This window comes from [Rhizobium] kunmingense (genome assembly GCF_977018605.1).
The window spans coordinates 1,020,593-1,042,525 of the sequence record NZ_CDRNXG010000001.1 but is presented as its reverse complement, the minus strand read 5'-3'; the positions used below and the strand labels follow the sequence as shown (position 1 = coordinate 1,042,525).

The following is a 21,933-nucleotide window of genomic DNA, read 5'->3' as shown; positions in this document are numbered from 1 at the left end:
GTCAAATTATTACAAGCTTAAAATTTATTGCTTGCAAGCCGGGTTCTCCAGTGTAATTCTGAACAAAAGGCAAAAAGCCTTAAAAGATAAGAAGAGTGGGAACATAAGTGCACCGATTGTTTCGGACCATCAGGATAAATGTGCGTGTAGCGATTGCCTGAATGGCGATCTGTGCCGCTGACGCCTTGTATGCATCTCTGTTCCAGCCGCTGCCGGGCGAAATTATCCGGCTGAGGTGGAAGTTTCTGCGTGAATGTGGAAGGTAACGGTTTCGCCGAGGCAAACATCCCGGCGGATCAGGGGAACGACAAAAAAAGGGGAGTACCGAAATGAAGACTATTCTGGCAGCGGCGACGATGGCCCTCGGCCTTGGCGTGTCGGGCTTGGCGATTGCCGAGCCGATCAAGATCGGCATGATCACCACGCTTTCCGGCGGCGGTGCGGGCCTGGGTGTCGACACGCGCGACGGCTTCATGCTTGCGGTCAAGCAGTCGGGCAACAAGGACGTGACCGTGATCACCGAGGATGACGGCCAGAAGCCGGAACTCGCCGTTCAGGTCGCCGACAAGATGATCCAGAGCGATGAGGTCGATGTTCTGACGGGCATCGTCTGGTCGAATCTCCTGATGGCCGTGGTTCCCGGTGCGGTTGCCCAGGACAAGTTCTACGTTTCGACCAATGCGGCCCCGGCGGCGCTTGCCGGTGCGGGCTGCAACAGGCTCTATTTCAATGCCGCATACCAGAACGACAACCTGCATGAGGCTGTCGGCGAATACGCAGCCAAGACCTACAAGAAGATGTTCATCCTCGCTCCGAATTATCCGGCCGGCAAGGATTCGCTGACCGGCTTCAAGCGCTACTACAAGGGCGAGCTGGCGGCTGAAGTCTACACCAAGGTCGGCCAGACGGATTACGCTGCCGAAATCGCCCAGATGCGCGCATCGGGTGCGGATGGCATCTTCGTCTTCCTGCCGGGCGGCATGGGCATCTCCTTCATGAAGCAGTTCGCCCAGTCGGGCGTCAATATTCCGGTCATGGGGCCGGGCTTCTCCTTCAGCCAGGACGTTCTGCCGGCCATCGGCGATGCGGCGCTCGGCGCCAAGGCATCCGGCCAGTGGGCGCCGGACTTCGATACCGATGTCAGCAGGAAATTCCTGGCCGATTTCAAGGCGGAATATAACCGTATCCCATCCATCTATGCGGTTCAGGCCTATGACGCGGCACAGCTGATCCTCGCCGCTGCAGCCAAGGCTGACGTCAAGGATCAGGATGCCTTTCGCGCCGAGCTTCTGAAGGCCGACATCAAGTCGCCGCGCGGAAATTTCAAGTTCAACACCAACCAGCACCCGATCCAGGACATCTACCTGACGGAAGTGGTGAAGGTGGATGGCGTTCTGACCAACAAGACGGTCGAGAAGGTCTTTACCGACCACGGTGACGCTTACGCCAAAGACTGCAAGATCTAAGGGTATCGCGTGACAGTCGCACTTGCTCTGGAGCAGTTGCTGAACGGCATTCAGCTCGGCGTCATGTTGTTTCTCATGGCTGCCGGGCTGACGCTGATCTTCGGCGTCATGGGGCTGATCAACCTCGCCCATGGCTCGCTTTATATGGTCGGCGCATTCGCCTGCGCCGCCGTGGCCGCATGGACCGGGTCTTTCTGGCTCGGCCTCATTGCCAGCCTCGCCTGCGCGGCGGCGGCCGGCGCGATCGTGGAGCTTGCGGTCATACGTAGGCTCTACGACCGGGATCATCTCGATCAGGTCCTCGCCACCTTTGCGCTCATTCTCATCTTTTCGGAAGGCACGCGCTGGATATTCGGCTCCTTTCCGCTCTACCTCGATATTCCCCCGCTGCTTCAGGGCGCCGTCAGCCTGCCAGGCGGCATGAGCTATCCCGCCTATCGGCTCGCGATCATCGCCGTCGGAGCGCTTGTCGCGCTCGGTCTCTACATCCTGATCGGCGGAACCCGGCTCGGCATGCGCATTCGTGCGGGCGAAAGCGATCGTGAAATGATCGGCGCGCTCGGCGTCGATATCCGCACGCTCTATACCCTGGTCTTCGCGCTCGGATCGGCTCTGGCGGGGCTTGCCGGAGCTGTCGTCGGCCCGCTGCAATCGGTGCAGGTGGGTATGGGCGAGCCTGTGCTGATCCTTGCTTTCGTCGTCATCGTCATCGGCGGTATCGGCTCAATCAAGGGTGCGCTTTACGGAGCGCTGCTGGTCGGTGTGACCGATACTTTGGGCCGCTTCCTGCTGCCGCAGCTCATCGCCTTCTTCGTCGATCCATCTCGGGCGAGCATGATAGGCGGTGCTGCCGCATCGATGCTGATCTATGTCGTCATGGCCGTCATCCTGGCCGTCAAGCCGCGCGGGCTCTTCCCGCCGGCACATGCGTGAGGCCTCGATGCTGACCCGTGAAAATACACTCAACCTCGTGCTTGCAGCACTTCTGCTGGCGGCGCCGCTGGCGGCGAGCGCGCTCGGCCAGGCGTTCTACGTGACACTTGCCACCCGCATCGCCATCCTTGCGCTGGCGGCGGTGGGCCTCAATCTCGCACTCGGCCTTGGCGGCCTCGTGTCTTTCGGTCATGCGGCCTTCTTCGGTATCGGCGGTTATGCCGCCGGCATCCTGGCAAGCCATGCCGCCGCCTACGAACCGATCGTCTTCGGCCTGCCGGGCACGGTGCAGATGCCGGTGATCTGGATCGTTGCGGTCGTTACCGCCGGCCTCGTGGCGCTGGCAATCGGCGCGATCAGCCTCAGGACATCGGGCGTCTACTTCATCATGATCACGCTGGCCTTTGCCCAGATGGTCTATTATTTCGCCATCTCCTGGCCGGCCTATGGGGGAGAAGACGGGCTGTCGATCCTCGTGCGCAACCAGTTTCCCGGCACGAACACCATGCGGCCGCTCAACTACTTCTTCGTCTGCTATGGGGTGCTGATGGCCGGCATCGGGCTTTTCGCCCTCCTTCGGGCCTCCCGCTTCGGCGCGGCGCTGGAGGCGGCCCGGCAGAACGAGACGCGTGTGGCGACCGTCGGGATCCAGCCCTATCGCATCAAGCTGACCGGCTTCGTTCTGTCGGCCATGATCACCGCCCTTGCCGGCGCGCTCTATGCCGATCTCAATCGCTTCGTCAGCCCGTCCATGCTCTCCTGGCATATGTCGGGAGAACTGATCGTGCTGATCATCCTCGGCGGCACGGCGCGTCTCTTCGGCCCGCTGGCCGGCGCAGCACTTTTCGTCGGCTTTGAGTTCGTGCTCGGCGGCCTCACCGAGCGCTGGCAGTTCTTCCTCGGCCTGATCCTTCTCGGCGTCGTGCTCTTTGCCCGCGGCGGTCTGATCGGTCTCCTCGCAGGAAAGCCCCGACATGGATAAGGTCATGATTGAGCCGGTGCTGGCGATAGACAATCTGGTCAAGAATTTCGGCGCGCTGCGGGCCACCGATGGCGTGACGCTCGATCTTCGCCCGGGCGAAATCCACGCGCTGATCGGCCCGAACGGTGCTGGCAAGTCGACGTTGATCCACCAGATCTGCGGCACGCTTCGGCAGGACGGCGGCACGATCCGCTTTGCCGGCGAGGATATCGGTGCGTTGAGCACCGCCGAGCGGGCGCAGCGCGGTCTGGGGCGAACATTCCAGGTCTCCTCGCTCGCGCCGGAATTTTCCGCCCTGCGCAACGTCATGCTGGCGGTCCAGGCCCGGCAGGGATCGAGCTTTGCCTTCTTCAGGCCGGTGATGCGGGATCGCTCGTTGATCGATCCCGCCATGGCCATCCTCGAAAGGGTAGGGTTGGCAGAACGCGCACGGCTTCCCGCAGCCGAGCTTTCGCATGGTGAACGCCGCCAACTGGAAATCGCCATGGCGCTCGCCCTGCAGGCAAAGGCCTTTCTGCTCGACGAACCGATGGCCGGCATGGGGCCCGAGGGTTCGAAGAAGCTGACCGGCTTTCTCGATACGTTGCGAAAGGAGGCGCCGATCCTGATGGTCGAGCATGACATGGATGCCGTTTTCGCGCTCGCCGACCGCATCTCTGTGCTTGTCTACGGCAAGGTGATCGCCACCGGCACGGTAGACGAGATCCGCAATAATCCGACCGTTCGTACCGCCTATCTGGGAGATCACGACTGATGCTCTTGGACGTCCAGGATATCACCACATATTACGGTTCCAGCCAGGCCCTTTTCGGTGTCGAATTCCAGGTCGCCGAGGGCGAGGTCGTGGCGCTGATGGGTCGCAACGGCATGGGCAAGTCGACGACGATCAGGTCGATCTGCAATCTTCTGCCACCGCGGACCGGCCGGATCTTCTTCGGCGGCAAGGAGACGCTGCGCCTGCCAGCCTACAAGGTTGCGCGCCTCGGCGTCGGCCTCGTGCCGGAAGGCCGGCGTTGTTTTCCCAACCTGACGGTACATGAAAATCTCGTGGCGGCCGCCCGGCCCGGCGAATGGACGCTGGAAAGGGTCAATGCACTCTTCCCGCGGCTTCAGGAACGGCACACTCAGATGTCGAAATCGCTGTCGGGAGGCGAGCAGCAGATGCTGGCCGTCGGCCGGGCGCTGATGACCAATCCTCGCCTGCTCATCCTCGACGAGGCGACCGAGGGGCTCGCGCCGGTCATCCGGCAGGATATCTGGCGAGCAATCCGTCAGCTGAAAGCGGAAGGCCTGTCCATTCTCGTGGTGGACAAGACGCTTTCGGAGCTTTTGCCCGTTGCAGACCGCTGCGTCATCCTTGAAAACGGTAGGAAAGCCTGGGCAGGTGCCCCGGCGGAGCTGACTGCGCAGGTGCAGGACCGTTATCTCGGGGTGTGAACGATGGATGGCCTTCAGGCAATCGTCGACGAAATCCATGAAAAGCTGCAGACGCGGCTGGGTGAGGGCAAGGTCGCGGACTATATTCCGCAGCTGGCCCATGTCGATCCCAAGAAGTTCGGCATTGCCGTGGTCGGGGTCGATGGAACGGTGCATGCCGCGGGTGATTGCGACCAGCCGTTTTCCATCCAGAGCGTCTCCAAGGTTTTTACCCTGACGCTGGCGCTTGGAAAACATGGAGAGACGACCTGGAACCGCGTCGGCCGCGAGCCATCGGGGTCCGCTTTCAACTCGATCGTCCAGCTGGAGCACGAGGAAGGCAAGCCGCGCAATCCCTTCATCAATGCCGGTGCGATCGCTGTCAGCGATCTGGTTCTGGCCGGCCACACGCCGCGAGAGGCGATCGGCGAGATTCTGCGTTTCGTCCGCTATCTGGCCGATGACGAGACAATCGTCATCGATCCGGACGTGGCGAAATCGGAAGAGGCAACGGGCTACCGCAATTTCGCGCTCGCCAATTTCATGCGCTCCTTCGGCAAGCTGACGCATCCGGTCGAGCATGTGCTCGGCGTCTATTTCCACCACTGCGCCATCGCCATGACCTGCACCCAGCTTGCCAGGGCCGGCCTGTTCCTGGCCGCGAACGGTCGCAATCCGATGACCGGTCACACCGTCGTCTCAAGCCAGCGGGCAAGGCGCATCAATGCGTTGATGCTGACCTGCGGCCATTATGACGGGTCTGGCGAGTTCGCCTATCGTGTCGGCCTGCCCGGCAAGAGCGGCGTCGGCGGCGGCATCATGGCCGTGGCCCCCGGCAAGGCGTCGATCGCCGTCTGGTCGCCGGGCCTCAATCACAACGGTAATTCGCTGGTCGGCTCGCTGGCGCTCGAAATGCTTGCGGAAAAAACCGGCTGGTCCGTGTTCGGCCATTGAGCCGCCATCCAGCGACGCGGCGGCATGAAAAGCAAACTGGCGTGAAAATCAAAAAAGCCCGGCCTCCCTTCGGAGTGCCGGGCTTTTTGTCCTTGGGAGGACTGTCAGTCTTCGTTCGCCGCAACCTGCGACAGAACCTGGCCCCGGCCGCGTGCGCGAAGGATCAGCGGAACGATCAGCGCCAGTGCTGCGAGGATAAGAAGGCCTGCGGCGATCGGCGAGGTGACCAGCACGGTCACATCGCCCTGGCTGATCGACAGTGCGCGGCGTAGCTGCTGTTCGGCAAGCGGGCCGAGAATGAGGCCAACGACGACCGGCGCAATCGGATAGCCCATTACCCGCATCACGTAGCCCATCACGCCGAAGGCGAGCAGCATGCCGAGTTCGAACACCGAAGGATTGGCGCCGATCGTGCCGAGCGTCGCAAACACCAGGATGCCGGCATAGAGCCAAGGTTTCGGAATGGTGAGCAGCTTCACCCACAGGCCGATCAGCGGCAGGTTCAACACCAGCAACATGAAGTTGGCGATCAGCAGCGAGGCAATCAGACCCCAGACGAGCTGCGGATTGGTGGCAAACAGCAGCGGTCCAGGCTGAAGGCCGAACTGCTGGAAGCCGGCGAGCATGATCGCGGCGGTCGCCGTGGTCGGCAGGCCGAGTGTCAAAAGCGGTACGAGCGTGCCCGCGGCCGATGCATTGTTGGCGGCTTCGGGGCCGGCGACACCTTCGATGGCACCCTTGCCGAACTCTTCCGGGTGCTTGGAGAGGCGCTTTTCGGTCGCATAGGACAGGAATGTGCCGATCTCGGCGCCGCCGGCCGGCATGGCTCCGATCGGGAAGCCGATCAGCGTACCGCGCAGCCAGGCCTTCCACGAACGCGCCCAGTCCTGCGCGGTCATCCACACGGAACCCTTGACGGCCTGAACGGTGTCGGGGCCGGTATTGCCCTGCGCCGCGATGTAAAGCGTCTCGCCGATGGCGAACATGGCAACCGCCATAGTCGTCACCTCGATACCGTCGAGCAGGTCCGGAATGCCGAAGGAGAGGCGGTTCTGCCCGGTCAGCTGGTCGATACCGACCATCGAGAAGGCAAGCCCGATAAACAGCGAGGTGAGGCCACGCAGCGTCGAATCGCCGAAGGCCGAAGAGACGGTGACGAAGGCAAGCACCATCAGGGCGAAATATTCGCGGGGACCGAAGACGAGCGCCAGCTTGACGATATAGGGCGCGATGAATGCAAGCCCGATCGTCGCGATCAGGCCGGCGACGAACGAGCCGATCGCAGCGGTGGCAAGCGCCGGTCCGCCGCGGCCGGCGCGGGCCATCTTGTTGCCCTCGAGCGCGGTGACGATCGAGGCGCTTTCGCCGGGCGTGTTCAGCAGGATCGATGTGGTCGAGCCGCCATACATGCCGCCGTAATAGATGCCGGCAAACATGATCAGCGATCCGGTCGGATCGAGCTGATAGGTGACGGGCAACAGAAGCGCCACGGTGAGAGCCGGGCCGATGCCGGGCAGGACGCCGACGGCGGTACCGAGCGTCACGCCGATCAGCGCGTAAAGGAGGTTCATCGGCTGTGCGGCCGAGATCAACCCCTGAATTAGAAAGTCGAATGTGCTCATGATCTTGAACCTTGGGGCCGGATTACCAGAACAGGTGCTCGATGGGCCCTGCGGGAAGCGAAAGCTGCAACAGTCCGGCGAAGATCAGCCAGATCCCGAGACAGACGAGGATGCCGACCGGAATGCTGATATAGAGCTTCTTCTTGCCGAAGCCCGCCGCCGTGAACGCGAAGAGAATGCCGGTTGCGATCGAAAACCCTGCGGTCTGGAGAAGCAGCATCTGCGCCGCAAGGCCTGCCACGACCCACACCACCGGCTTGATTTCCTGCTTCTCGCGCGCTGGAAAATCACCCCTGAACGCGGCGAAAACTGTCCAGACGGCAAGGCCGATCAGCGCGAAGGCGATCCATTCGGGGACGGTGGCAGGGCCAACCTGTGAATAGCCGCCGACACTTTTCAGTCGGGTGACATCGAAGAAGATGGTGCCGGCGATGGCGACCATAATGGCTGCAATGACAAGCGCCGCCCAATCAGGGCGACGCTCATTGCTGGTGTTGTTGGTATCCAGGCTCATTTGACCAGTCCGATTTCCTTCAGGATCGTTTCGGTGGAAGCGATGTCCTTGGCCAGCTGTTCATCGAAGGCGGGGCCGGAGAGATAGGTGTCCATCCAGCCTTTGGTCTTCAGGTTTTCCTGCCAGGTCGCGGACTTGACCAGCTTTTCGACATCGGCGGTGATCGCGGTCTTCTGCTCGTCGCTGATGCCGGGAGCCGCAGCCACCATGCGCCAGTTCTGCAGCACCACGTCGATACCGGATTCCTTCAGCGTCGGGGCATCAATGCCTTCGACGCGGTTTTCCGACGAGATCGCCAGCAGGCGCAGCGTGCCGGCCTTGATCTGGCTTTCGAACTCGCCATAGGACGAGATGCCGGCGGTCACCTGGCTGCCGAGAATGGCTGCCAGTGCTTCGCCGCCGCCCGAAAACGCGATGTAGTTGATCTTGGTCGGATCGACGCCGGCAGCCTTTGCGATCAGGCCGGCACCGATATGGTCTGTGCCGCCGGCCGAGCCGCCGCCCCAGGACACGGCGCCCGGATCTGCCTTGAGCTTGGTGACGAGGTCGCCGATCGACTGGATGTCGGACGATGCCGGAACCACGATGACCTCATATTCGCCGGTCAGTCGCGCGATCGGCGTGACATCCTTCAGCGTGACCGGCGACTGGTTGGTGAGGATCGCGCCGACCATGACATAGCCGCCGACGAGAAGTGCGTTGGCATTGCCCTTCTGCTGGCTGGCGAACTGTGCGATGCCGATCGTGCCGCCGGCGCCGGGTACGTTCATCACCTGTACGCGGTTGGAGATCTTCTCCTGCTGCAACGCGGTCTGCATCGTGCGTGCGGTCTGGTCCCAGCCGCCGCCCGGTGCTGCGGGCGCCATGATCGAGTAATCGGCTGCGGCCGCCGGCAGGGCAATGGCGCCTGCGAGGAAGGAAGCGAGCATGAAATGTTTCAAGTGTGTATCCTCCGTTGTCGTCCCGCGGGACGAAGTGTTTGTGGGCAACGGAAGGAAATAACGAGCAGACGTGAATACGCCTGTCAGCCTCCTCCCATTGGCAACCGGCACCACCTCCATGGGCCGAATGTCCTAAGCGACCACAGGAACCTGACATTTACCTGACATCGCTTGACAGCTGTCATTCTTGCCGCAAGCGGAAGCCGCGCGCCAGCTTTTTTACAGGCGGTAAAACCCGCAAGGGATGGCAAACCGGTTTAGCGTCCGCAGTGACGTTCAGCAAAGGATGGCGCGGTCTGATATCTCACAGAACGATGCCATTGCCTTATTGCTTGCGAAGTTCCTCGTTCCATTTCTCGACCAGCCGGGCTCTTTTCACCTGGTCGAGATAGACCATCAGGCCGAGGCTGACGGGAACCGGCTTCAGCTGACCACCCAGCATCTCGCGCATCGTCGTCGCCGTGTTGTTTCCCGCGACATCGGGGCTGACGGCGGGGATCTGCAGTTCGCGCGCCATGATCGTCTGGCCCTCCTTCGACATGAAGAATTCCAGATAGCGCTTGCCGAGTTCGGCATTGGCGGCCGCCTGCGGCACCAGGCCGATGCGGGACATCACGACGGTATAGTCCTTCGGCAGGACGATCCCGACATTCGGATCGCGCGAGGCCCAGTCGGCCGCATAGGAGCCGACGATGTTGTAGCCAAGCAGGAAGCGGCCGTCTGCGACGCGTTCCAGAATGGCGCCGCTCGTCGAATAGAGTTTCACGCCGGCGGCCCCCATGGCGCGCACAACCGACCAGATATCGCCGAACTGTTCCTGGTCGCGCGACATGAACAGGAAGCCCACTCCGGAACGCTCTATGTCATAGGTGCCGATGCGGCCATGCACGGAATTGCCGTGCTTCCTCAGGAATTCGATGAACTCCGCACGGCTGGCCGGTGGCGCTTCGGTCCCGAAGCTCGGCTTGTGATAGACGAAGACCGCCGGCTCGAAGGTGAGCGCATAGACCGTATTGCGCCAGTTTGCCCATTGCGGCCAGCGATCGCTCATCGGCAGGTCGCTTCTCTGCGCATAGCCGTCATTGGCAAGCTTCACCTGCAGGTCCATGGCGGAGGAGAAGGCGAAGTCTGCAGTTTTCTGTCCGGCGTCCGTCTCCGCGACGATCCGGTCGTAGATCTCTCCCGTCAGCATATCCTCGTAGGCGACGGCGATATCCGGGTTGGCGGCCTGGAAGCCGGTGATCATCGGTTTCGCGAGCGCTTCGTCGAGCGAGGAGTAGACTTTCAACACCGCCGCATCCGGCCTTCCAGACGGCGCAGGAAACATCAGGACATTGGCAAGGCCGGCGTCGGGCAGAACGGTGGGACAGAGCCCGGCAAGACAGAGCCAGAGGTGGATAAACCGTTTCATTCCCCGACAATGCCTCAGCCTTCAGCCTGCGGCAAGCCGCCGCAGGCAACATCCGGCGTCAGGCCGCGATCTTCATCCCCGCCGCCATCGTGACATTGCGGTCATTCCGCGATTATAGTCGGCTTTGCAGTGGGGGATTTCGTGCGCATATTGCTGGTCGAGGACAATCTGGCGCTGGCGGAAGGCCTGTCGGCCATCCTGCGCGGCAGCGGCTATGTTGTCGATTTCGTCGCTGACGGTGCTTCTGCCGAAGCGGCCACGCGGGCGCAGGCCTATGATCTCGTCATCCTTGACCTGAACCTCCCGGAGATGGATGGGCTCGATGTTCTGCGGGCGATGCGTGCAAGACAGAGCCGCGCGGCGGTGATGATCCTGACGGCGCGTGGCCTTCCCGAGGAGCGCGTGCGCGGCCTCGACCTCGGGGCTGACGACTATATGATCAAGCCCTTCGATGTGCCTGAATTCGAGGCGCGTATCCGCGTCCTGCTGCGCCGCCAGGCGGGGCTGCGAAGCTCGGCCGTCACCCATGGCGGCGTGACCTTCGACCTGACCTCGCGCAGCTTTTCCTGCAATGGCACGCCGTTCGACATTCCGGCGCGGGAAGTCGCACTTCTCGAACTGCTGTTCCTGCGCATGGGCAAGGTCGTCTCCAAGGAAGCCATCGTCGCATCGCTGACCGGCTTCGACGACGATCTCTCCGCCAATGCCATCGAGCAATATGTAAGCCGGCTAAGAAAAAGATTGATGCCGCATGGCCTGACTGTCAGGACCGCCCGTGGCATCGGTTATTACCTCGAAGCTGCGGGCGTTTCGCAATGATCGCGGACCTGTCCGGCGTCTATTCGCTGCGCCGTCGGCTTCTGGCCTGGCTTCTGGTCTCCACGGCCGTGATTGGAGCCGTCGCCATGGTGGATACCTGGGACGAGGCCAACGATACGGCAAACGAAGTGTCTGATCGCGTTCTGGCCGGTTCGGCGCTCGCGATTGCCGAGCGGGTCATCGTGTCCGAGAACGGCTCGCTCGAGGTCGACATTCCCTATGTCGCGCTGGAGATGCTGACGTCTGCGGCGCAGGACCGGGTGTTCTACCGCGTCGACGGGCCGCCCGGCACATTCATCACCGGTTACCGCAACCTTCCGTCGATAGCGCGGCGTGAAGGGCAGGCGGCGGCCTTCGGCGACGCGACCTTTAGAGGCGAGCCGATCCGGGTCGCGGCCTTGGCACGCTCCGCATCGACCGGCATCAATTCCGTGCCTTTCACGGTGACGGTAGCCGAGACGACCATTGCCCGCCAGCAGCTCACTCGCGCCATCCTGCTGCGCTCGGCGCTGCGCATCCTGTTGATGATTCTCGGGGCGGCGGCGATCGTCTGGGTGGCGGTCACGCTGTCGCTGCGGCCACTCTACCGGTTCAGCGAGGCGCTGGCCAAACGCAGCCAGGATGACCTCGCGCCTATCGCCGAGCGTGTTCCGAGCGAAGTCCAGGGTCTCGTCGACACCGTCAATTCCTTCATGGTGCGGCTCGAAAGTGCGCTGGATGCGCTGCGTCATTTTACGGGCAATGCCGGTCACCAGCTGCGCACGCCGCTTGCCATCGTCCGCACCCAGCTTGCCCTGGCAAAGAGGGCCGGGACGCTGCAAGAGGCTCGCCAGGCGACGGAAAAGGCGGATGAGGCCGTCGCCAGCGCCGAGCGCATTCTGGCGCAACTGCTGCTGATGGCACGGATCGATTCCGCCGGCCGGTCTGTTGCCATGCGCGACGTCGACCTCGTCGATCTCGTGCGCGCCGCAACCGGCGAGCATGTGCCGCGGGCTGCGGATGCCGGCATCGACCTCGGCTTCGAAGGCGAGGGGGAACTGCGCGTTGCGGTCGAGCCGATCCTGATCGGCGAGTTGGTCAAGAACCTCGTCTCCAACGCGCTGCTTTATGCCGGAACGGGCGCCGAGGTTACGGTCAGGGTTCTGTCCGGCAAAGCCATGGCGATGCTGGAAGTGGAGGATAACGGGCCGGGCATCCCGGCTGGCCGTCGCGCAACTGTGCTAAGACGTTTCGAGCGTGGAGATGCTGGCGCCCATGGCGATGCCCGTCCGGGATCGGGGCTGGGCCTGCCGATCGTCGAGGAAATCGCAAGGCTGCACGGCGCAAGCCTCAGCCTTGAGGAAGGCGCCGCAGGCAGGGGGCTCAAGGTACGGGTCGTTTTCGGCATGACCAATTGAGCGGAAAGGCGCCTGTTCCGCCATTCCCGCAGGATCGGCGGCCTAAGGGAAATTCTAAGCGCGGTAGACTTCGATACCGCCGATCCAGGTGCTTTCAACCTCGACGTTGCCGTTCAACACGACGAAGTCCGCGTCCATGCCGGGCTGCAGGGAGCCCTTTCTATTGCCGATCTGCGCCGCGTCCGCCGGATAGACCGTCGCCATGCGCAGCGCTTCGTCCAGAGAGAGGCCGAGTGTCTCGTGCACGAGGCGGACGGACGAGGCCATGTCTATATCCGCTCCGGCAAGCGTTCCGTCGGCAAGTGTCAGGCGGCCGTTCTGGCGCATGATTTCACGTCCGTTGAGGGTGAAGGAGCTCATCTCGGTACCAATCGGGCTCATGGCGTCAGTCACCAGGAATATCTTGCCCGGACCGCGCTTGGCATCGAGCGCGATTTTCATGGCGGCGGGATGGACATGAATCCCATCCGCGATCATTCCGGCATGAAGTGCGCCGGTATCGAGCGCCGCTCCGACCATTCCGGGTTCGCGGTGGCCGAGCGGGCTCATGGCATTGAACAGGTGGGTAACCGTCCGCACCCCGGCTGTGGCGTAGAGGCGTGCGGTCTCGTAGCCGGCTTCCGTGTGTCCGAGACTGACGGTGATGCCGGCACGTGCAAGCCTGGACACCTGTTCCGGCGATACGCTTTCCGGCGCGATGGTCACCATCACGGTGCCGAGTGCCGCACCGCAGGAAAGGAGGAGGGCGAGATCGCGCTCATCCATCGCACGGATAAGTTTCGGATCGTGTGCGCCCTTGCGCGCCAGCGACAGATGCGGACCTTCCAGGTGCAGGCCAAGAAAACCTGCAATGCCGGCGCGTTTCGCCTCGATACCGGCTGAAACGGTTTGCGATGTAATATCGAATGTATCGGTGATCAGTGTCGGCAACAGCGCTGTCGTACCGAATTTCGCATGCGCGGCGCAGATCGTCGCGATGCCGTCGACAGTCGGTTCTTCGTTGAGCAGCACGCTGCCACCGCCATTGACCTGCAGGTCGATGAAGCCGGGCGCGATGATGTCGCCGCCACCGGCGATTTCGGTGCCTGCGGGAAGAGACACACTCGGCCGGATGCCGATGATCTTGCCGTCCTGAAACAGCACGGCGGCATCCTCATGCCAGGATACGCCGTCGAAAATGCGTGAGCCGGTAAGCGCTTTCAGATCGGTCATAGGGTTTCGGTGACTTTCTTCAGGGCGGCCGGCTGGTCCGGATTGAAGCCTTTGGATCGCGACCACGCCTCGACGAATCCATAGAAGGGCACGATCAGGGCCAACGCATCTGTGAGCGGATGGCCCGTTGCAACGAACGGCAATCGGCCGGCCGTCTTGACCCTGTCGGACGTCGCGAAGGCGAGTGCACGTGCACCGCCCAGGCTCTCGACGATCTCGACGACGGATGCCTCCGCTGCATCGCGGGCGGCGAAGGCAAGCAGTGGAAAGCTGTTCTCGACCAGGGCCACCGGCCCATGCAGGACTTCCGCCGCCGAATAGGCCTCCGCATGCATGTTGGAGGTTTCCTTGAATTTCAACGCGGCCTCGCTGGCGATCGCCAGTGCCGGACCACGGCCCAGCATGTAGAGCGAATCCGCATCGCCGAGCTGTCCGGCAAAATCGCTCCAGTCGAGGCGGGTGGCTTTCTCGAGGTGGTCAGGCAGTGCTTGGATGGCGCGATCGAGCGCGTCGTCCCCGGTCCATTCGCAAAGCAGCGCAAGGCCGGCAACGATCGAATTGACGAAGGATTTCGTCGCGGCAACGGCAAGCTCGGGGCCGGCCGCGATATCGACGGAATGCAGCGAAGCTTCGGTAATCGGCGAAGGTAGCGTGTTGGTGAGCGCCACGCTGACGGCGCCGCTCCTTGTCGCAGCGTCCGCCATGGCGACGATATCGGGGCTCTTGCCCGATTGCGAAATGGTGATGGCAGCCCCGCCCGCGAGTTTCAGCTTTGCACCGTAGATGGAAGCGAGCGATGGCCCGAGCGAGGCAACAGGCCTGCCGGCGGTCAGCTCGATCGCGTATTTGATAAAGGTTGCCGCATGATCCGAAGATCCTCGGGCGATTGTCACGACGAAGGCGGGATCCTTGTCACGCAGCGCCCGGCCAGCCTTTGCGATATCGACTGCGGAACGTTCAATCAGCCGTGCCACGGCTTCCGGTATCTCATCGATTTCCTGGCGCATATGGGTCGGCATCGCAAATCCTCGGATACGGTTCGAATGTCAGGCGTCGCCGAGCGAAAGCTCGGCGACGAAATCATAGGCGTCGCCGCGATAGAGCGAGCGGGTCAGCTCCACCACCCGGCCGGAGGCGAGATAGGAGACCCGCTCTATCGACAGGCCGGCGGCATCGACCGGCACTTCCAGAAGCCCGGCATCGGCTTTCTTCAGATTGGTGGCTGAAATTCGCTGGATGGCGCGCACCGGCCGGGCATCCTTTTTCTCCAGTTCCGCATAGAGCGAGCCTTCGACACGTTTCGGATCGGGCAGGAAGTCGGCGGAAATACTGGCGCGCTCGATGGCCAGCGGCATGTCATTGCCGAAACGCAGGCGGCCGATACGGGCGACCATCGTGCCGGGCGCAAGGCCCAGCATCATCATCTCCTCCGGTGAGGGATGGAACAGCCCGCGTTCCAGCCATTCCGAACGCGATATCAACCCCCGCCGCGCCATGTCCTCGGTAAACGAGGTAAGCTTGGTCAAAGGCTGTTCGACACGCGACATCGGCTTGACGACGAATGTGCCGGAGCCGTGCCTGCGCGCAAGCAGCCCGTCCTTGACCAGATCATCGACAGCCTTGCGCACCGTGACGCGGCTGACATTGGCATAATCGGCAAGATCACGCTCGGCCGGCAAGGCGTCGCCGTGGCCGAGTTTCCCGCTACGGATGGCATCTTCCAGGCTTTGCCGCAGCTTCAGGTAAAGCGGACCGGTGCCTGCCGATTGTAGGCCGTCGAGCGGCAGGATTGCGGTCAGCGTCTCGCTCATGCACCGGCCTCCGCCGTTGCATAGGCCTTGATTGCCAGTTCGACGGCGCCGGTCAGCGCATCCGCTCGCGGTTCGGAAAGCCGCGTACGGTGCCGCTCCGCCAGATAGGGCGGATAAAATGCCGCCAGCCCGCCGAGCAGGCAGAGCTTGTCCCTGGCCGCGGTCTCGGCCTGAACGGCATCCAGCGCCTCATTTATACCGCCTGCGCCGGCCTCCAGAATACGAAGTGCCGCCGCGTCGTCCTTGGCGGCGAAGTCGAAGATTTTCGGCGTGTATCGGCCAAAATCACCGGGTCTTGCCAGGCGGGCAAAATCGACGATCAATTCCGGATTCCCGTCGAACTCTGCAAGGATGGCCTGAGACAATGCAGTCATCGGACGTATGGCGTCGAAGGCGAGCAGCGCCTCCTGGAGTGCCATCTGCCCGAGCCTTGCGCCGCTGCCGAGATCGCCGACCTGAAATCCCCATCCCGCGATGGATTTCAGCCGGCCGTTCTGACGAATGATATATACCGTGCCGGTACCGATGATGCCGATGGCGCCATCCGCATCGCCGATGGCGCCCTGCAGTGCGATGACACCATCGGAGACGATATCGGCTTTCCTGAAAGGCAGGCGGGCCATGACATAGCCGACCGCATCGCCGACATTGTTTCCGGCAAGGCCAAGAATAGCGGATGTCGCGACAAGGTCAGGCGCAAGCCCCGCGTCTTCGAACGCCAGTTCCGTGGCCTCGACAATATGCTTGAGGGCGGTATCGGGATCGGTCAGGATATTGGAGGCGCCGCTTCTGCCGCGTCCAAGCACGATGCCGTCCGCACCGGCCAGCGCCGCCCGGCAGCTCGTTCCACCACCATCTATGCCGATAACATGACCCGTCATGGATACCTCCATGTCGAATAATACCAAAAAAATACCATTTACCAAGCGAGAAATGTGAAGTTCGGATTTCGCTGCGCTATAACGCTGTTTTTGCTCTGTTATTGCTAGGCGCTGCACCGGCTACAATTCCGGCGGGTAAGAATTCTTAATTTCTCTCTGGACAATTGGTATTTTTTTGGCATCATTTTACCCAGAGGGAGAAATCGGATGAGCCAAAAAGCCACCGAGACCGCAACGGAAGCCAGGCATGGGAATGCGGAAGGGCTCGATACGCGCGCCCCGGCCGATATCCTTGCGCTTCTGGCGTCGGGCCAGCAGGAGGCGGCCAAGGCCGTCGATGCGGCGATCCCGGCGCTTGGCCAGGCGGCGGATCTGGTGGCGGACGCCCTGCGGTCCAGCCGCAAGCTCGTTTATGCTGCAGCCGGCAGTTCCGGCTTGATGGCGATGGCGGACGCGCTCGAACTTCCCGGAACCTATGGAATTCCCCGCAATCAGATAGCGCTTCTTCTCGCCGGCGGCCTGTCGAGCCTCGGTGAAATGCCGGGGGCGCCGGAGGACGATCTGGCGCTTGCAGAAAAGGAAGCTGAGATCATTGCCGTCGGAGACTGCGTGCTCGTCGTTTCCGCCAGCGGCTCCACCCCTTATGTCCTGAAGATCGCCGAGATTGCTGCCGCCCGAGGCGCGAAAGTCGTTGCCATTGCCAACAATGCGAACGCCCGCCTGTTCGACCATGCGGATGTCGCTGTTCTGCTGCAGACCCCGCCGGAAGTCGTCGCCGGGTCGACCCGCATGGGGGCCGGCACGGCCCAGAAGCTTGCCTTCAACATGCTCTCGACGCTTGCCGCCATCAAGCTCGGCCATGTGCATGATGGCCATATGGTCAATCTGCGCGCCGACAACGAAAAGCTGCGCATTCGTGCCGCCGGAATGGTGGCGGAGATTGCCGGTATCGGCTTCGAGGATGCGCGCGACAAGCTGAATGCAGCCGGTGGTTCGGTAAAGATCGCTGTCCTGCTTGCATCCGGCGCGTCCGACGTGGCGGCCGCGCAGGAACTTCTCATTCGTTCCGACCAGGTGTTGAGGAAAGCACTGGCGGAGCTGACCATGACGGAAAATGCCGTGAAACGCGCCGCAAGGTGTTAACAGAAGAGGGAGAACATCATGACCCGTCTATTGAAAGGCATGCTCTTTGCCACGACCGTACTCGCCTCTGCGGGCGCCGTTCAGGCACAGGAGGTCACGCTCACCATCGAGAGCTGGCGCAATGACGACCTCGCCATCTGGCAGGAAAAGCTGATCCCGGCCTTCGAGGCGAAGAACCCCGGCATCAAGCTCAGCTTCTCGCCGACGGCCCCGACCGAATACAACGCCTCGCTGAACGCCAAGCTCGATGCAGGCTCCGCCGGCGACATCATCACCTGCCGTCCGTTTGATGCTTCGCTCGAACTGTTCAACAAGAAGCAGCTGACCGACCTCACCAGCCTCTCGGGCATCGAGAATTTCTCGCCCGTCGCCAAGGCCGCATGGTCGACGGATGATGGCAGCGCCACCTTCTGCGTGCCGATGGCCTCCGTCATCCACGGTTTCATCTATAACCAGGACATCTTCACCGAGCTGAAGCTCGAAGTGCCGAAGACGGTCGACGAGTTCTACGCCGTCCTCGACAAGATCAAGGAAGACGGCAACTACACGCCGCTCGCCATGGGCACCAAGGATCTCTGGGAAGCCGCCACGATGGGCTACCAGAATATCGGCCCCAACCACTGGAAGGGTGAGGAGGGCCGCAAGGCGCTGATCGCCGGCACCCAGAAGCTGACCGATCCGGAATGGGTCAAGCCCTATGAGGAGCTTGCCAAGTGGAAGCCCTATCTCGGCGAAGGCTTTGAAGCCCAGACCTATGCCGACAGCCAGAACCTGTTCACGCTCGGCCGCGCCGCCATCTTCCCGGCGGGCTCCTGGGAAATTGGTCTCTTCAACACCCAGGCCCAGTTCAAGATGGGCGCCTTCCCGCCGCCGGTGCCGACCGCCGGTGACAAGGGCTATATTTCCGACCATCCGGATATCGGCGTCGGTCTGAATGCCGCCAGCAAGCATCCGGAAGAGGCGAAGAAATTCCTCACCTGGGTCGCCTCGCCGGAATTTGCCGAAATCTACGCCAATGCGCTGCCGGGCTTCTTCAGCCTCAATGCGTCGCCGGTGAAGATGGCTGATCCGCTGGCGCAGGAATTCGTTTCCTGGCGCGAGACCTTCACGCCCACCGTGCGCTCCACCTACCAGATCCTGTCGCGTGGCACGCCGAACCTGGAAAACGAGACCTGGGTGGAATCGGCAAACGTCATCAACGGCACGGATACCCCCGCCGTGGCGGCCGAGAAGCTGCAGAAGGGCCTCGACAGCTGGTACAAGCCGGCAAAGTAAGCGCTTCCAAAATGAAGTCTGGCGTCTGACGCCTTGCCTCTCATCCGCCCTGCCGGGCACCAATCGGGGACGGGCCGCTTGCCCGTCCCGTCCTTTGGCCCCCACAAGCGGGGCGAAGGAGACGCGCGGCGAACGCCGAAGCTCGATGGCCGGGCGAGAGCGGGCGACATATCCTTCTCCCCGCCTGGGGGGAGGTGGCGGCAGCCGGATGAGGGGTAACTCTTCAGGCTGACCAGAAACCATCAACTGGCTGACCACCGATAACCGCAAGACGAGAACCGATGAGCGAAGCCGACACACCACACGAAACGGCCCCGATCAGACAGCCATTCCGCTGGCATATCCTTGTCTTCCTGGCGCCGGCTTTTCTCGTCTACACGGCGATCATGATTTTGCCGCTCATCGAGACGCTGCGGCTCTCGTTCTACAACACCGTCGACGGCGCCACGACATTTGTCGGCCTTGCCAATTACCAGACACTGTTCGGCGACGAGCGTTGGGCGCGCGACTTCTGGAATGCGCTAACCAACAACCTGATCTTCTTCGTCATCCACATGTGCGTGCAGAACCCGATCGGGATTGCGCTCGCAGCTCTTCTGTCGATCCCGAAACTGCGTTTCGCCGCCTTCTACCGCACGGCGATCTTCCTGCCGACGCTTCTGTCCTTCGTCATCGTCGGCTTCATCTGGAAGCTCATTCTCTCGCCGATCTGGGGCGTCGCCCCCTGGTTGTTGAGCCTTGTCGATGCGCGCTGGATGTTCGCGCCCTGGCTCGGCCAGTCCGGCCCGGCCCTGATCGCCGTGTCGCTGATCTCCGTCTGGCAATATGTAGGCATCCCGATGATGCTGATCTATGCGGCCCTGCTGTCCATTCCCGAGGAGGTGATCGAGGCGGCCGAATGCGACGGCATCACCGGCTGGAGCCAGTTCTGGAAGATCAAGTTGCCGCTCATCCTGCCGGCGATCGGCATCATCTCGATCCTCACCTTTGTCGGCAATTTCAATGCCTTCGATCTTGTCTACACGGTCCAGGGCGCGCTTGCAGGCCCGGACATGTCGACGGATATCCTTGGCACGCTCCTTTACCGTACCTTCTTCGGTTTCCAGCTTCAGCTTGGCGACCGTTCCATGGGGGCGACGATTGCGGCGGTGATGTTCATCATCATCCTGGCCGGCGTATCCTTCTATCTGTTTGCCATCCAGCGGCGCATGCGCCGCTATCAGTTCTGAAAGGAGAGCGGTGATGTCCAGCAAGGCCCGCTCGTCCCCGATCCGCTCCAGCCTCGTGCATCTGGCGCTGATCGCCTATACGCTGATCGCGGTCTTCCCCGTGTTCCTGACGATCATAAACTCGTTCAAGGATCGCAACTCGATCTTCCGCAATCCGATGCAGGTGCCGACACCCTCGAGCTTCAGCCTCGTCGGCTACCAGACGGTGCTCGGCCAGGCGGATTTCGTCGGTTATTTCCAGAACAGCATGATCGTCACCGTCGCTTCCATCGCACTCGTGCTGCTCTTCGGCGCCATGGCGGCCTTCGCGCTGTCGGAATACCGGTTTCGCGGCAATGCGCTGGTCGGCCTCTATATGGCAATCGGCATCATGATCCCGATCCGGCTCGGCACGGTGGCGATCCTGCAGGGCATGGTCGCATCCGGCCTCGTCAACACGCTGACGGCGCTCGTCCTCGTTTACACGGCGCAGGGCATACCGCTTGCCATCTTCATCCTGTCGGAATTCATGCGCTCGGTCTCCGACGATCTGAAGAATGCCGGGCGGATCGATGGCCTGTCGGAATACGCGATCTTCTTCCGCCTCGTCCTGCCGCTCGTACGGCCCGCCATGGCGACGGTCGCCGTTTTCACCATGATCCCGATATGGAACGACCTCTGGTTCCCACTCATCCTTGCGCCATCCGAGGCGACCAAGACGGTCACGCTCGGCAGCCAGATCTTTATCGGCCAGTTCGTCACCAACTGGAACGCGGTTCTGGCGGCCCTGTCGCTCGCCATCCTGCCGATCCTCGTCCTCTACGTCATCTTCTCGCGGCAACTGATCCGCGGCATCACGTCTGGAGCAGTGAAATGAGCGGACAGAAACCGATCCGGGTCCTCGTCGCAGGTCTCGGCAATATGGGCCGCAGCCATGCGCTCGCCTATCACAACGATCCGGGATACGAGATCGTCGGCCTGGTCAATCGCTCGGTGCCGAAGCTCGATCCGGCGCTTGCCGGCTACGAGATCCACCCGGATTTCCAGACGGCACTGGCGGAGCTGCAACCCGATCTCTGCTCCATCTGCACCTATTCCGACAGCCACGCGGACTATGCCGTCGCCGCCTTCGAGGCCGGCTGCCACGTCTTCGTCGAAAAGCCGCTGGCGACCACCGTCGCCGATGCCGAACGCGTCGTGGCCGCCGCCAAGGCCTCGGGCAGGAAGCTGGTGATCGGCTATATCCTGCGCCATCACCCGTCCTGGATCAAACTGATCGAGGAGGCGCGCAAGCTCGGTCCGCCTTACGTCTTCCGCATGAATCTCAACCAGCAATCCTCCGGCGCCACCTGGGACGTGCACAAGGCGCTGATGAACACCACGCCGCCGATCGTCGATTGCGGCGTCCACTATGTCGATGTCATGTGCCAGATCACCGATGCCAGGCCGGTGGAAGTGCGTGGCATGGGCCTGCGCCTCTCCGACGAGATCGCGCCGGACATGTATAATTACGGCCACCTGCAGGTCATCTTCGACGACAGGTCAGTCGGCTGGTACGAGGCTGGCTGGGGGCCGATGATTTCCGAAACCGCCTTCTTCGTGAAGGACGTTATGTCGCCAAAAGGGTCGGTCTCGATCGTCATGGACCCGAATGCCAAGTCGGATGATATCGACACCCATACCAAGACCTCGGTCATTCGCCTGCACAGTGCGGAAACCGGCCCGGACGGAAAGTTCATCCGCCCCGACGAGGATATGGCCATGGCCGGCGAGCCGGGCCACCAGCAACTCTGCGACCTGGAACAGGCCTATATGCTGAAGGCGATCCGCGAGGATCTCGATCTGACAAGGCATATGGGCGACGCCGTTCAGTCGCTGCGCATCTGCCTGGCGGCCGACGAAAGCGCCCGCACGGGCAAACCTGTTTATCTCTGAAGGAATTACGCTC

21 protein-coding genes are annotated in these 21,933 nt (G+C 62.2%); 13 read left to right on the top strand and 8 right to left on the bottom strand.

The window, feature by feature from the left end; genetic code table 11:
- Positions 1 to 329 precede the first annotated feature (329 nt).
- The 6 genes from AC0JZ4_RS05250 to AC0JZ4_RS05225 are packed head-to-tail and all read left to right on the top strand — an operon-like array spanning position 330 to position 5,751.
- Positions 330 to 1,466 (top strand): ABC transporter substrate-binding protein, encoded by a 1,137-nt coding sequence (locus AC0JZ4_RS05250; RefSeq protein ID WP_471885371.1) that lies wholly within the window; start codon positions 330 to 332, stop codon positions 1,464 to 1,466.
- Positions 1,467 to 1,475: 9 nt separating this feature from the next.
- Positions 1,476 to 2,399 carry a branched-chain amino acid ABC transporter permease gene (locus AC0JZ4_RS05245; RefSeq protein WP_471885370.1) on the top strand — a complete coding sequence of 308 codons (924 nt, stop codon included), beginning with the start codon at positions 1,476 to 1,478 and terminating at the stop codon, positions 2,397 to 2,399.
- 7 nt (positions 2,400 to 2,406) lie between these two features.
- Positions 2,407 to 3,381 carry a branched-chain amino acid ABC transporter permease gene (locus AC0JZ4_RS05240; RefSeq protein ID WP_471885369.1) on the top strand — a complete coding sequence of 325 codons (975 nt, stop codon included), beginning with the start codon at positions 2,407 to 2,409 and terminating at the stop codon, positions 3,379 to 3,381.
- Positions 3,382 to 3,385: 4 nt separating this feature from the next.
- A complete protein-coding gene (locus AC0JZ4_RS05235; RefSeq protein ID WP_471887799.1) occupies positions 3,386 to 4,135 on the top strand; it encodes an ABC transporter ATP-binding protein in 750 nt (249 codons plus the stop codon).
- The gene (locus AC0JZ4_RS05230; protein WP_471887798.1) at positions 4,132 to 4,818 is read left to right on the top strand and encodes an ABC transporter ATP-binding protein; all 687 of its coding nucleotides are present in this window, start codon (positions 4,132 to 4,134) and stop codon (positions 4,816 to 4,818) included. The genes AC0JZ4_RS05235 and AC0JZ4_RS05230 overlap by 4 nt, the downstream gene beginning before the upstream one ends.
- Before the next feature lie 3 nt (positions 4,819 to 4,821).
- A complete protein-coding gene (locus tag AC0JZ4_RS05225) occupies positions 4,822 to 5,751 on the top strand; it encodes a glutaminase (protein WP_471885368.1) in 930 nt (309 codons plus the stop codon).
- 104 nt (positions 5,752 to 5,855) lie between these two features.
- Here the strand turns inward: AC0JZ4_RS05225 and AC0JZ4_RS05220 are convergent, their stop codons facing one another.
- The 4 genes from AC0JZ4_RS05220 to AC0JZ4_RS05205 form a co-directional block, all read right to left on the bottom strand.
- Complete coding sequence (locus AC0JZ4_RS05220) at positions 5,856 to 7,373, bottom strand: tripartite tricarboxylate transporter permease (protein ID WP_471885367.1); 1,518 nt, start codon at positions 7,371 to 7,373, stop codon at positions 5,856 to 5,858.
- A 22-nt stretch (positions 7,374 to 7,395) separates the two neighbouring features.
- Positions 7,396 to 7,887: a tripartite tricarboxylate transporter TctB family protein gene (locus AC0JZ4_RS05215; protein WP_471885366.1), complete on the bottom strand. Its 492-nt coding sequence runs from the start codon at positions 7,885 to 7,887 to the stop codon at positions 7,396 to 7,398.
- Positions 7,884 to 8,828 (bottom strand): Bug family tripartite tricarboxylate transporter substrate binding protein, encoded by a 945-nt coding sequence (locus AC0JZ4_RS05210; protein ID WP_471885365.1) that lies wholly within the window; start codon positions 8,826 to 8,828, stop codon positions 7,884 to 7,886. Before AC0JZ4_RS05210 ends, AC0JZ4_RS05215 begins: the two co-directional genes overlap by 4 nt.
- Positions 8,829 to 9,153: 325 nt before the next feature.
- Positions 9,154 to 10,239, bottom strand: a complete 1,086-nt coding sequence (locus tag AC0JZ4_RS05205; RefSeq protein WP_471885364.1) for an ABC transporter substrate-binding protein — start codon at positions 10,237 to 10,239, stop codon at positions 9,154 to 9,156.
- Between the two features lie 141 nt (positions 10,240 to 10,380).
- Between AC0JZ4_RS05205 and AC0JZ4_RS05200 the strand changes: the two genes are divergently transcribed.
- Together AC0JZ4_RS05200 and AC0JZ4_RS05195 are read left to right on the top strand one after the other, a co-directional pair.
- Positions 10,381 to 11,058: a response regulator transcription factor gene (locus AC0JZ4_RS05200; protein WP_471885363.1), complete on the top strand. Its 678-nt coding sequence runs from the start codon at positions 10,381 to 10,383 to the stop codon at positions 11,056 to 11,058.
- Positions 11,055 to 12,455, top strand: a complete 1,401-nt coding sequence (locus AC0JZ4_RS05195) for a sensor histidine kinase (protein WP_471885362.1) — start codon at positions 11,055 to 11,057, stop codon at positions 12,453 to 12,455. Before AC0JZ4_RS05200 ends, AC0JZ4_RS05195 begins: the two co-directional genes overlap by 4 nt.
- Positions 12,456 to 12,509: 54 nt before the next feature.
- Here the strand turns inward: AC0JZ4_RS05195 and nagA are convergent, their stop codons facing one another.
- Genes nagA through AC0JZ4_RS05175 form a run of 4 tightly spaced genes read right to left on the bottom strand, consistent with a single transcriptional unit; the run spans position 12,510 to position 16,359 of the window.
- Positions 12,510 to 13,667 carry an N-acetylglucosamine-6-phosphate deacetylase gene (gene nagA, locus AC0JZ4_RS05190; protein ID WP_471885361.1) on the bottom strand — a complete coding sequence of 386 codons (1,158 nt, stop codon included), beginning with the start codon at positions 13,665 to 13,667 and terminating at the stop codon, positions 12,510 to 12,512.
- Positions 13,664 to 14,686 carry an SIS domain-containing protein gene (locus tag AC0JZ4_RS05185; RefSeq protein WP_471885360.1) on the bottom strand — a complete coding sequence of 341 codons (1,023 nt, stop codon included), beginning with the start codon at positions 14,684 to 14,686 and terminating at the stop codon, positions 13,664 to 13,666. Before AC0JZ4_RS05185 ends, nagA begins: the two co-directional genes overlap by 4 nt.
- Before the next feature lie 27 nt (positions 14,687 to 14,713).
- Positions 14,714 to 15,478 carry a GntR family transcriptional regulator gene (locus tag AC0JZ4_RS05180; protein ID WP_471885359.1) on the bottom strand — a complete coding sequence of 255 codons (765 nt, stop codon included), beginning with the start codon at positions 15,476 to 15,478 and terminating at the stop codon, positions 14,714 to 14,716.
- Positions 15,475 to 16,359 (bottom strand): glucosamine kinase nucleotide-binding domain-containing protein, encoded by an 885-nt coding sequence (locus AC0JZ4_RS05175; RefSeq protein WP_471885358.1) that lies wholly within the window; start codon positions 16,357 to 16,359, stop codon positions 15,475 to 15,477. The genes AC0JZ4_RS05180 and AC0JZ4_RS05175 overlap by 4 nt, the downstream gene beginning before the upstream one ends.
- A gap of 207 nt (positions 16,360 to 16,566) precedes the next feature.
- On the opposite strand from AC0JZ4_RS05175, the gene AC0JZ4_RS05170 reads away from it, so the two are divergent.
- From AC0JZ4_RS05170 to AC0JZ4_RS05150, 5 genes are all read left to right on the top strand, one after another.
- The gene (locus AC0JZ4_RS05170; RefSeq protein ID WP_471885357.1) at positions 16,567 to 17,502 is read left to right on the top strand and encodes an N-acetylmuramic acid 6-phosphate etherase; all 936 of its coding nucleotides are present in this window, start codon (positions 16,567 to 16,569) and stop codon (positions 17,500 to 17,502) included.
- Positions 17,503 to 17,520: 18 nt separating this feature from the next.
- On the top strand, positions 17,521 to 18,777 hold the full coding sequence (locus AC0JZ4_RS05165; RefSeq protein WP_471885356.1) for an ABC transporter substrate-binding protein: 1,257 nt from the start codon (positions 17,521 to 17,523) through the stop codon (positions 18,775 to 18,777).
- A 281-nt stretch (positions 18,778 to 19,058) separates the two neighbouring features.
- Positions 19,059 to 20,006 carry a carbohydrate ABC transporter permease gene (locus AC0JZ4_RS05160; RefSeq protein ID WP_471885355.1) on the top strand — a complete coding sequence of 316 codons (948 nt, stop codon included), beginning with the start codon at positions 19,059 to 19,061 and terminating at the stop codon, positions 20,004 to 20,006.
- A gap of 13 nt (positions 20,007 to 20,019) precedes the next feature.
- Positions 20,020 to 20,862 carry a carbohydrate ABC transporter permease gene (locus tag AC0JZ4_RS05155; protein WP_471885354.1) on the top strand — a complete coding sequence of 281 codons (843 nt, stop codon included), beginning with the start codon at positions 20,020 to 20,022 and terminating at the stop codon, positions 20,860 to 20,862.
- Complete coding sequence (locus AC0JZ4_RS05150; protein ID WP_471885353.1) at positions 20,859 to 21,920, top strand: Gfo/Idh/MocA family protein; 1,062 nt, start codon at positions 20,859 to 20,861, stop codon at positions 21,918 to 21,920. Before AC0JZ4_RS05155 ends, AC0JZ4_RS05150 begins: the two co-directional genes overlap by 4 nt.
- Positions 21,921 to 21,933: the final 13 nt, after the last annotated feature.

Coding starts and splice junctions, on each gene's coding strand:
- AC0JZ4_RS05160 (WP_471885355.1), top strand. CDS start 19,059: ATGAGCGAAGCCGACACACCACACGAAACGGCCCCGATCAGACAGCCA.
- AC0JZ4_RS05215 (WP_471885366.1), bottom strand. CDS start 7,887: ATGAGCCTGGATACCAACAACACCAGCAATGAGCGTCGCCCTGATTGG.
- AC0JZ4_RS05235 (WP_471887799.1), top strand. CDS start 3,386: ATGATTGAGCCGGTGCTGGCGATAGACAATCTGGTCAAGAATTTCGGC.
- AC0JZ4_RS05195 (WP_471885362.1), top strand. CDS start 11,055: ATGATCGCGGACCTGTCCGGCGTCTATTCGCTGCGCCGTCGGCTTCTG.
- AC0JZ4_RS05175 (WP_471885358.1), bottom strand. CDS start 16,359: ATGACGGGTCATGTTATCGGCATAGATGGTGGTGGAACGAGCTGCCGG.
- AC0JZ4_RS05180 (WP_471885359.1), bottom strand. CDS start 15,478: ATGAGCGAGACGCTGACCGCAATCCTGCCGCTCGACGGCCTACAATCG.
- AC0JZ4_RS05220 (WP_471885367.1), bottom strand. CDS start 7,373: ATGAGCACATTCGACTTTCTAATTCAGGGGTTGATCTCGGCCGCACAG.
- AC0JZ4_RS05170 (WP_471885357.1), top strand. CDS start 16,567: ATGAGCCAAAAAGCCACCGAGACCGCAACGGAAGCCAGGCATGGGAAT.
- AC0JZ4_RS05250 (WP_471885371.1), top strand. CDS start 330: ATGAAGACTATTCTGGCAGCGGCGACGATGGCCCTCGGCCTTGGCGTG.
- AC0JZ4_RS05165 (WP_471885356.1), top strand. CDS start 17,521: ATGACCCGTCTATTGAAAGGCATGCTCTTTGCCACGACCGTACTCGCC.
- nagA (WP_471885361.1), bottom strand. CDS start 13,667: ATGACCGATCTGAAAGCGCTTACCGGCTCACGCATTTTCGACGGCGTA.
- AC0JZ4_RS05155 (WP_471885354.1), top strand. CDS start 20,020: ATGTCCAGCAAGGCCCGCTCGTCCCCGATCCGCTCCAGCCTCGTGCAT.
- AC0JZ4_RS05240 (WP_471885369.1), top strand. CDS start 2,407: ATGCTGACCCGTGAAAATACACTCAACCTCGTGCTTGCAGCACTTCTG.
- AC0JZ4_RS05205 (WP_471885364.1), bottom strand. CDS start 10,239: ATGAAACGGTTTATCCACCTCTGGCTCTGTCTTGCCGGGCTCTGTCCC.
- AC0JZ4_RS05150 (WP_471885353.1), top strand. CDS start 20,859: ATGAGCGGACAGAAACCGATCCGGGTCCTCGTCGCAGGTCTCGGCAAT.
- AC0JZ4_RS05225 (WP_471885368.1), top strand. CDS start 4,822: ATGGATGGCCTTCAGGCAATCGTCGACGAAATCCATGAAAAGCTGCAG.
- AC0JZ4_RS05185 (WP_471885360.1), bottom strand. CDS start 14,686: ATGCCGACCCATATGCGCCAGGAAATCGATGAGATACCGGAAGCCGTG.